We start from the raw sequence: 6,350 nt of genomic DNA, 5'->3' as shown, positions 1-6,350 counted from the left end.
GGGGCCTTGGTGGCCCGGGGGGGCCCCGCGCGAGGGGCCGCGCGGCTCCCCGCGCCACATCGTGTCAGGGCGGCCGGCGCGGTCCCGCCCGGGGGGCGTCGTTTGCGGGGCGGCCCCCGCGGGCCCCCCACTTTCCCGGTCCTGGGATCAGATCCCGCGTGGCAGCCGCACGTACGTCACGGTCGTCTCGACGCCGCTGTCCACGAGCCGGCCGTTCGCGTCGAACGCGTCGGTGCCGTCCGTCATGCCGAAGTCGTTGTCGTTGATCAGGGCGAGGGTGTCGCGATCCACGCGCGCGACGCCCTCGATCTTCCCGGGCAAGCCGTCGACCGTGCCCAGGTCGACGACCAGGCGCTTGGCCAGGACGGGCACACCGGAGGCCGCCGGGTCGTCGAGCTGCTCCAGCGACGGGGAGGTCGTGTCGTCGTCCCAGGGGCCGCCGAGGATGTTCGCCTTGCGCCCCAGGTGCACGATCTGCAACCGCGCGGCCTTGTCCGTGCGCTCCTCGACCAGCAGCCGGTCCCGGCCCACGGCGACCATCGACGAGATCTTCAGCTCGGAAGTGTCGTCCTCGCTCGGGTCCACCACGTTCACCGGGTCGAAGCGGTACGCGTACTCGGCGGTGACCGCCTTCTTCTTCGGCGAGAAGCGCAGCAGCCGCGTGGTGCGCGAGGCGTCCCCCGCATCCCCGTCGGGGAGGGACAGCGGACTCTGCACGGCCATCACCAGGTCACCGCCGGGCAGTTGGGCGAGTCCCTCGAAGCCCCGGTTGATCTTCCGGTGCAGCAGGACGGACGGCAGCGCCTCCACGACCGGGTAGTCCGCGCCCCTGAGGTTCAGCCCCTCGGGCACATAGCGCGCCAGCACCCTCCCGCGCGCGGAGACATGCACCAGGGAGGGCCCGTACTCGTCGACGAGCCAGAAACTCCCGTCCCCGGCCCGCACGACCCCCTCGGTGTCCAGCCCGTTCGCGTTGTACGACAGGGGCGTCCGCGCGTCATAGGAGTACGGCGCCTCGTCGCGCCCCTTCTGGTTCGGCAGGCCGGTGACCGGCTTCCCTGAGGAGGTGGTGATCGGGATCGCGTCCAGCACCTTCACGGTGTCACCGGACACCCGGATCTTCACGATCGCCGGGTCGAAGCCGGGCACGGGGAAGGTGCGGCGCTTGGTGCCGTCCACCTTGATCTGGCCGTTGGGCCCGCGGTCGGTGACCGTCCAGAACTCGCCCTTGCGGCCCGCCGGATAGATGTCACTGCCGATGCCACCGAGGTCCACGCCCCGGTCGTCGGCCACCGTGCCCGGCAGCAGCGCGTTGCTGAACGTGCCGAGCGGGATGTCGCCGAGCGTGGCCGTACGGGTGACGTACGGGGCCGTGGTCGTCGATCCCGAGGCCGGCCCCGCCGCCACCAGCGCGGCGGCCACCACCGCCAGCGGCAGGCCCACTGCGAGGGAACGGTGGACGCGGCGCCGGCCGGTGGCGTACGGGGACATCAGGGCCTCCTGAGGAGCAAGTTCGACGACAGCGGCCAGAGTTGGGCCCCGCATCGAACGCCGTGCGACCGTCAGGTGAACGTGGGGCGGCGGACGCTCGTCGAGAGGAACACCACGACGTCCGTCTTGTCGCCCGGCACCGGTTCGAGTTCCTGCCAGCCGATGCGGCGGTAGAACGCCACGGCGTCGTGCGCCTGATTCCAGGTCAGCAACCAGGCCCGGCCATCAGGTGCGGTGGCGGTGAGCGCGGACAGGAGCCGTTGCCCGAGACCGCCGCCACGCGCGCGTGCCCGCACTCCCAGTTCATCGATCTCCAGGGCGCCCACCAGCAGTTGGTTCACCCGGTCCGCGCCGAGCCGTCGGGTCACCTTCGGGTAGGCGCGGTCGGTGCGGAACGGGGCCTGGGTGATCCACCCCGTGGCGAACCCGTCGACCTCACCGGTGTCGGAGAGCGCCAGTACGGCGCGGAATCCGGGGCGAAGCGCGTCCGTCTCCAGTCGCTCCCGGAACTCCACCCTGGTCGCCTCCGGCTCCCGGTTCTCCCACGGCGGCACCCCGAAGACCTCCGCGTACGCCTCGGACAGCTGGTCGGCGACGGCGAGTATGTCCTGGCCGAAGTACTTCATGATCCGCCAACCTACCGTCCGAGTCGGCCCCTTCAAGCGGGCTGGACAGTGATCGTGCAGAGCCTCTTGGTGGCCCGAGTCAGGGCTACGTACAGGTCCTTCTCCCCGCCGGGCCGGGCCGTGCTGATGTCCCCGGGACTCACGACGACGACCTCGTCGAACTCCAGCCCGCGAGCTTCGGACGCCGGCACGATGCGCGCATGCTCTGCGATACCCGCGGCCGTCAGCTGATCCAGCCTCGTGTCCGCGCAGATCACACCGATGAGCTCGCCGGGGTACGCCTCGGTCTGAGTCCGCAGCTCCCGGACGAGAGTGGCGATGAGCTCATCCGGCCGCGCCGGCACGGTGCGAGGAGGCTCACCACGGCGCAGGGACCGTGTCGGAGTCTGGTCCGGGGCAATCCGTACGAGAAGGTCTCGGGTGGTCTCCAGGATCTCCTGTGTAGTGCGGTAACTGATGGTCAGGGTATGGAGGTTGAACCGCGGGCCGACATGGGGGCTCAGCGCCTCCGTCCAGCCGTGTGCCGTTGCGACCGGTCCCGCCTGGGCGAAGTCGCCCACCAGCGTCATCGCCTTGCCCGGGCACCGTCGTACGATCATCCGCCACTGCATGGCGGTCAGCTCCTGTGCTTCGTCGACGACCACGTGCCCGTATGTCCGTTGCGGCGGCCCGTCGATCAGGCTCGCTGCTTCGTCCAGCAGAGGCACATCGGCATCGGTCCACGAGTCGTCCGCATGGCGCAGCAGAATCGACCGCTCGTCGTCGGTCAACTGGGGCAGGTGCTCGGCGAGAGTGTCAGGGTTCGTCAGCAGGGCTCGCACGAGATCGCTGGGCACCAGCCGCGGCCACAGTTCCTCGATCGCCCTGTCGACGTGAGCGTCGTCCAAGAGCGCGGCCCGGACGGCATCCGCGTCGAACTCATCGGCCGGCCCCGTGGCAGCCGCGGCGTCGTATCCGAGCCGGCGCAGGTCGGCCGCCGCCACCCGGTCGAGGTCTGCGCCAGTCAGCAGGGCGACCTCCGCGTCGATCTGCTCCAGGATGTCGCCCGTGCTCCGTTCCAGCGCGTCGGTGATGGCGTCGATCAGGAGTTTTTTGAACACCCGTCGCGCGGGGTTGTGCCCCACCCCGGTCGCCACGGCGGAGTTTCGCGCTGTGGCGACAACCTCGGGATGAAGGCGAACCGATTCGTGTCCGATCAGCACCGTGAAGCCGCCGTCAGGAGCCTGGTGACGGCGCACCAATTCGGCCAAGGCGTCGGCCAGGATCGAGCTGCCCTTGAGACGTGCCGCATCGAGCGTCTCCGCCGCGTCCGGGAAGACTCCCGCCAGTTCCTGGCAGGTTGCCAGGACGATGTCGTTCTCGCCGAGTGACGGCAGAACCTGGGAGATGTAGTCGAGGAACCGCGCGTTCGGACCGACGATCAGCACACCTTGCTGCGCCGCGCGCGGGAACGCGTACAGGACGTAGGCCGCCCGGTGCAGGGCAACCACCGTCTTGCCGGTTCCGGGGCCGCCTTGGACCACTGACACCCCGCGGTGCGGGGAGCGCACGATCTCGTCCTGCTCGGCTTGCAGCGTCGCGACCGCCGCCTGCATCCGACCCGTGCGCCGCGCCGAAAGGGCCTCCATCAGAGGGCCGTCGCCCACGATATCCTCAGCGGTCGGAGTGGAGCCGTCCAGCAACTCGTCGCTCACGGCGACCACCTTGCGCTCCTCCAGGCGAAGGTGCCGGCGGCGCCGCAGGCTCATCGGGTGGGCTGGTGTCGCTTCGTAGAAGGGCCGCGCCGCGTTCGCTCGCCAGTCCACCAGCAGAGGCAGGTCGTCTTCGTCCGTCTGCAGGCCAAGCCGCCCAATGTGCAAGGCGGTACCGTCCGTCGAGTCGATCCGACCGAAGACCAGGCCGTTCTCGGCTCCCTCCAGCCGACCGATCTCCTTCGCCAGCCGCTCAGCGGCGACCTCTCGCTCGTGCGCCTCGCTCGCACTCTCGGCCGGGGCCTTGAGTACCTCTGCCAAACGTGTGCGTGCCTCGGTGTGCCGCTCGGAGAGCACCTCGTACACAGTGGACACGTGGGCTTGTTCCTCTTCGACCTGGCTCGCGGCGGGGTCGTTGACTTGCGACAACAGGTGGCTCCTCTTGACAACGTGCACAGGGAAGACTTATTCCTCAAATTTGACTACCGGAGGTCGGAGCGGCCGAGGGTACAGCACGACGGCGGTCAACCCGGCATGATCGCGCAGTGAGCCGGGTCACTCCACGCTGCGGCTGGGTATCCACTCCATGCAGAGACGGATCCATGCAGCGACGGACGTCATGGAACGCAGTGGCGTTCGATCTCAGGGGTGCCTCGGGGTCGGGCCTCAGGGGAGTCTCAGGGTCGTGGTCCGGAACCGTGGGAAGCGCGGACCCGTTTTCAGGACAGAGAGCGGCCGTGGCCGCGAAGGAGGCGACACATGTCGAAGAACGCGAAGATCGCCGCAGGAGGTGTGGCAGCCGGGATCATCCTGCTGATCTGGCTGCCCTGGTGGGCGGCGCTCCTGATCATCCTGGGAGTCCCGGCAGCCGCGTACCTCACGCTGGACCCCTCGCAGCGGCGCAAGCTGCGCCGCGTCACCCGCAAGGAGCTCGGCCGCTGAGGCATGACCGCACCGGTGTATCCCGGTCGGCAGGCACGCAGGAGCCGACCACATCGCCGCCCGCGGGCCTGCCGACGGTACGGTCCGCGGGCGGCTCGGTGCCTTGCGGGGACTCACGAGGCTGAGCCCCGTGGTCGTGGCCCGCTCAGCTGGGGCGTACGGCCATCTTGTCGAGGGCCTCGAGCAGACCCGGCAGCTCAGGTCCCCGGCCCACCGGCAAGACCTCGCCGGGCTCCTCGTCGAGCAGCACGAAGGCGATGTCGTCCGTTCTGGCCACCAGGGACCAGCCGGGGCCGTCGGCTCGCAGGGTCCGTGCGTCGCCCGGCGCGAAGGAGGACCGTACGCGGCCGAGCGGCGGCGGGGTGTCGACGTAGGCGCGGGCCTCCGCGAGAACACGCCGGATGCCGCCGTGGCCGGGCTTGCTGGTTGGCTCCGGCCCGTCCTGCTTCTGGGCCTTCACGTCCTGCTCGGCTTCGGCCTCGGCCGAGTCCGCGGGCGTCGCGGATGAGCCGTTGGGGCTCGCGAAGTCCGCGTCGTCGAGCTGCTCGCGCCATGTCGCCCACTGCAGCGCGATCTCGTCCGCGCCCAGGCGGCGCTGGGCCGGTCCCCAGATGCTGGTGTCCGGCGGCACCAGTGGAGGGCGGTCCGCGACATCGGGACCGGGATCGTGCGGCGCGGGCACGCCGGGCGCCGCGACGGCGACCTCGAGCGGCCAGCCGGGCAGCCCGGCCACGACCGTCCGCTCGTCGGGGGACAGGTCGTACTCCATGCCGCAGTCCCAGGACGCGATGGCCACCGCGACCAGCGACACGTCGTCGATCGCGACCGTCCAGCGGGCGCCATCGCCGTCCTGGCCGAGCACCAGGCCGTAGCCGTCGGCCAGCGGCGCGAGGCCGAGCGCCGCGCAGGCCTCCGGATAGTCGTCGCCCAGCACGCTCGGGAACTTCGCCGGCGTCAGCAGCACCGCCGTGAGCACATAGAGCGCGTCGTCCTCGGCGGCGACGGCGTCCTCGTCCGTCCCGGCCATCCCAGCCTCCCCATCGGTCCGTACAACGGCGCACCCTAGTGCGACCGGAAGCCCGTTGTCACGACTCCCAGGCCCACTCGGAGCTGCAGCTTTCCGGCTCGACGGGGCGAATCGACCACGGCTGCTCCCCGGCGTCAGGCCGCGGGCAGCCCGAGGAGCGCCCGGGCCACGGTGTGCGGCGACTCCTCGCGTTCCCGCGCGAGCGCGATGACGGCCCGGCACGCCAGCTCGCTCACCCCGAACGACAGCGCCTCCGGCGACACCCAGCCGGCGGCCTCGTCGATCTGTTCCTGGTCGTCCTCGGCGCACGCCGAGACATACGCGGCGGCGGCCTCGAACAGGTTGTGCGTGCGCCTGTCCCGGCCGGTGTCCCGTTCCGCGCGCAAGGCGTTGAGGAATCTGACACCGGACTTGCGGACCCTCCCGAACATGCTGACCACCTTCCCCCTGCGTGGTTGCCACGGCTGATCCTTCATCTCCTGCTCCTCAACGTAAAGTTGGAGCTCCGGCGACAGAAGGGGGACGGCGCGGTGAAGCGTTTCGAGCGACCCGAACGAATCCCGCGGATGGACT

General features: G+C 70.5%; 6 protein-coding genes. 1 reads left to right on the top strand and 5 read right to left on the bottom strand.

What is annotated here, in order from left to right; genetic code table 11:
* Positions 1–147 precede the first annotated feature (147 nt).
* From AB0I98_RS45840 to AB0I98_RS45830, 3 genes are all read right to left on the bottom strand, one after another.
* Positions 148–1,491 carry an esterase-like activity of phytase family protein gene (locus AB0I98_RS45840; protein WP_362952024.1) on the bottom strand — a complete coding sequence of 448 codons (1,344 nt, stop codon included), beginning with the start codon at positions 1,489–1,491 and terminating at the stop codon, positions 148–150.
* A 71-nt stretch (positions 1,492–1,562) separates the two neighbouring features.
* Positions 1,563–2,117, bottom strand: a complete 555-nt coding sequence (locus AB0I98_RS45835) for a GNAT family N-acetyltransferase (RefSeq protein WP_362952023.1) — start codon at positions 2,115–2,117, stop codon at positions 1,563–1,565.
* A gap of 32 nt (positions 2,118–2,149) precedes the next feature.
* The gene (locus tag AB0I98_RS45830; RefSeq protein ID WP_362952022.1) at positions 2,150–4,237 is read right to left on the bottom strand and encodes an AAA family ATPase; all 2,088 of its coding nucleotides are present in this window, start codon (positions 4,235–4,237) and stop codon (positions 2,150–2,152) included.
* 330 nt (positions 4,238–4,567) lie between these two features.
* Between AB0I98_RS45830 and AB0I98_RS45825 the strand changes: the two genes are divergently transcribed.
* A complete protein-coding gene (locus tag AB0I98_RS45825) occupies positions 4,568–4,750 on the top strand; it encodes a hypothetical protein (protein WP_210571217.1) in 183 nt (60 codons plus the stop codon).
* Positions 4,751–4,895: 145 nt separating this feature from the next.
* Here the strand turns inward: AB0I98_RS45825 and AB0I98_RS45820 are convergent, their stop codons facing one another.
* Entirely contained in the window at positions 4,896–5,777 is an 882-nt protein-coding gene (locus AB0I98_RS45820; protein ID WP_362952021.1) for a hypothetical protein, read from the bottom strand.
* 134 nt (positions 5,778–5,911) lie between these two features.
* Complete coding sequence (locus AB0I98_RS45815; protein WP_362952020.1) at positions 5,912–6,208, bottom strand: hypothetical protein; 297 nt, start codon at positions 6,206–6,208, stop codon at positions 5,912–5,914.
* Positions 6,209–6,350 lie beyond the last annotated feature (142 nt).

Origin of the sequence: Streptomyces sp. NPDC050211 (genome assembly GCF_040656035.1) — a bacterium.
Lineage (GTDB): Bacteria > Actinomycetota > Actinomycetes > Streptomycetales > Streptomycetaceae > Streptomyces.
Note: the sequence above shows the minus strand (reverse complement) of the source record. Positions and strands in the feature narration are given on the sequence as shown.

Excerpts from the sequence above, each read along its gene's own strand:
- AB0I98_RS45815 (WP_362952020.1), bottom strand. The coding sequence starts at position 6,208 with ATGTTCGGGAGGGTCCGCAAGTCCGGTGTCAGATTCCTCAACGCCTTG.
- AB0I98_RS45820 (WP_362952021.1), bottom strand. The coding sequence starts at position 5,777 with ATGGCCGGGACGGACGAGGACGCCGTCGCCGCCGAGGACGACGCGCTC.
- AB0I98_RS45840 (WP_362952024.1), bottom strand. The coding sequence starts at position 1,491 with ATGTCCCCGTACGCCACCGGCCGGCGCCGCGTCCACCGTTCCCTCGCA.
- AB0I98_RS45825 (WP_210571217.1), top strand. The coding sequence starts at position 4,568 with ATGTCGAAGAACGCGAAGATCGCCGCAGGAGGTGTGGCAGCCGGGATC.
- AB0I98_RS45835 (WP_362952023.1), bottom strand. The coding sequence starts at position 2,117 with ATGAAGTACTTCGGCCAGGACATACTCGCCGTCGCCGACCAGCTGTCC.